At 56.3% G+C, this 2,514-nt stretch carries 2 protein-coding genes and 1 pseudogene; all 3 read left to right on the top strand.

The window, feature by feature from the left end:
* On the top strand, positions 1 to 1,041 hold a 1,041-nt coding region (locus C8K18_RS32975), incomplete at its 5' end, for a type VI secretion system Vgr family protein (RefSeq protein ID WP_132384656.1).
* A 290-nt stretch (positions 1,042 to 1,331) separates the two neighbouring features.
* Entirely contained in the window at positions 1,332 to 2,030 is a 699-nt protein-coding gene (locus tag C8K18_RS33145) for a hypothetical protein (RefSeq protein WP_132384657.1), read from the top strand.
* Positions 2,031 to 2,047: 17 nt separating this feature from the next.
* Positions 2,048 to 2,514, top strand: a pseudogene (locus tag C8K18_RS33150) (hypothetical protein); the annotation flags it as partial.

Below are 2,514 nucleotides of genomic sequence, written 5' to 3' on the forward strand. Positions count from 1 at the left end.
ACCGAGCATTCGGGCAAGTCGCAACTCAATCTTGGTTACCTCGTCAACAGCAAGCTCGAATATCGGGGCGAAGGCTATGAGCTAAGGTCATCGGGCTGGGGGGCGCTGCGCGCGGGCAAGGGCATCATGGTCACGACTTATGACCGCCCCGGCGCGAGCGGCAAGCAACTCGACATGCAGGAAACCATTGCGCAGCTCGAAAGCGCGCTGGCGACTGCAAAGGCGCTCGCTGCGTCCGCCAGCAGCGCGAAGGCCGAGCCTGCCGACACGGGCGCACAGCAGCAGATGAAGGAGGCTTTCGACGGCCTGAAGAAGCCGGGACTGCTGATGAGCACGCCCGCATCGGCTGGCATTGTCGCGGGCGGCGGCGTGCAGTTTTCAGCGCAGGAAAGTATCTCAACCGTTGCCGGCAAGAACGCCGACTGGAGCGTGACGAAACGCTTCACGGTTGCGGCGGGCGAGAAGATCTCACTGTTCGCGCAGAAGCTCGGCGTGAAGATTTTTGCGGCCAAAGGCCCGGTTGAAGTGCAGGCACAGAGCGGCCCGATGTCCCTGATTGCGGACAAGGACGTCAACCTTGCCAGCGTCAACGGCAAGATCAACCTTGCCGCGGCCAAAGAAATCATCCTCGAATGCGGTAGTGCATTCGTCCAGATCAAGGACGGCAGCATCACCCTGGGCGCTCCGCTCGACCTGTTCATCAAGACCATCACGGTGCAGAAGAAAGGCAAGGAATCTCGTGACCCATCGTTCCCGGTCATGCCTGACGGGAATCTCTACGAGCAGGACTTCAGGCTCGTGAATCACGCAGATAATGCGCCCCTTCCAAGCGCGAATTACGTAATTACCACGTCTGGCGGAAGTCAGGTGTCCGGACAGGCATCGGACAGCGGCATCACCAGGCTCGTAGTCACGAGTCCTGCAGAACAGCTCAAGGTGCGTCTAACGGACGAAAGCACTGACAAATACCACCTCCACTACTGCGACGCATTTGGACGCGTAGTGTGCGGCGGCGACAACAGTGTCAACCGAATCGTCTGAAACGGATTTATGAGGAAAATATGGGACCGCGTGCTCCTAAACGTGCCGAAGAGCCAAAATACGGCGGCGACGAAACTCGCCCTCGAGCCACCACACCGGTAACACCGCTTGCCAACCCGCTAGACAAGGCATATCTCTGTGCAAAGTGCTGCAGGGCGCTGATACAGCCAGATTTGAACCGCTTGAGCTATCCAATGTATCAGCGGACAGTGACACGCTCGATATGGGCCGACAACGAAAACGCCAAGCCAACACAGCATTGGCGATATAAAGGGGAGGTCGGTTACGACATGACGAAAAATCCCCCCGCGCCGATCATGTCAGCCAAAGAACCGCTTCGACCGAGCACGTTCCCTCTTTCGGCGTTGCATTCGATCAACCGAGACCCTCAAGCGGCAGCGGAAGAGGCAGCTGACGCAGCAGGCAATCTGCTGACGCGGGACGAACTTGAATTGGCCGGTGGAAAGCGCCTGCGCATTCCAGACGTAATCGTACTTCAATGTCCACCGACCCTCTTGGCGGAGTTGAAAGCTGGTACGGCCGAAGACCGACACTTCTTTCCAGTGCAGCCGAACATCGAACGTATAGTTGAGGTCAAATTCGACGGCGATTATCTAGACCTGCTGCAAGCACGAGCCTACCTAAGAATTGCCGGCCAGAAAGCTGAGTTCAGTCAATTGCAGCCAGAACATCCTGATGGGGACTGCGGTTGCCGCTGTCGCCAAGGAAGAAAGAAGCTTGCTCCGTCGCCAGTTCCTGAAACAAGCCGCGTACCGAGGCGAATGCCGCAACAACGTCAAGCACTGGTTACCATTCAACCTGATACTTTCCCTGGTGGAATGCGCCCGCTCAGTGAGACTTTGCAAGAGACGCCAGCCAGTCAGGTATCGGGTTGGTCACTTGTTCTTGTTGGCGCGCTAGTAGTTGTGGCGATTGCCGCCGCTCCCGAAACTGGCGGAGCCTCACTGATTCTGCTTGCCGCTCCCTGATCCGAGGTTATTGATTTATGACACATCAAGAGCTTTCCGACTACGCCTACGACTGCGATCATGTCGCTCCAGATAGCCCTGAGCATGACTATCGTTATGTTGTCAAATTGGTACTACGCGCTACCTTGTTCTTCACCGATGGCTACACGCCTGAAGCTAGGCGCGCCCTGCAAGCATGCTTCGAAGATTACCTCGCCCACTTTGCAAAAGAACTGAAATGGGGCTGGGATCCACAACCAGCTAGTGGAAAACCGACTCCTTGGAAGTTGGACGATCGTCTAGCGGAAGTCGCCAAAGATGCTTTCCTATCGGTAAAACCCGATGATTCGATTGTGGAGGGATTTGCGAGTAGCTTGAATCCCCACTATGTTGGCGACTACGGAATCCAGTGTCAACGGCACTCAGGAATTGATACAGTTTCTGTCGGCATCGGCACTTCAGATTTGATACACCGGGTTGTAGTGTTATTGCGGTGCCGACCGCA

The organism is Paraburkholderia sp. GV068, from assembly GCF_003058125.1.
Lineage (GTDB): Bacteria > Pseudomonadota > Gammaproteobacteria > Burkholderiales > Burkholderiaceae > Paraburkholderia > Paraburkholderia graminis.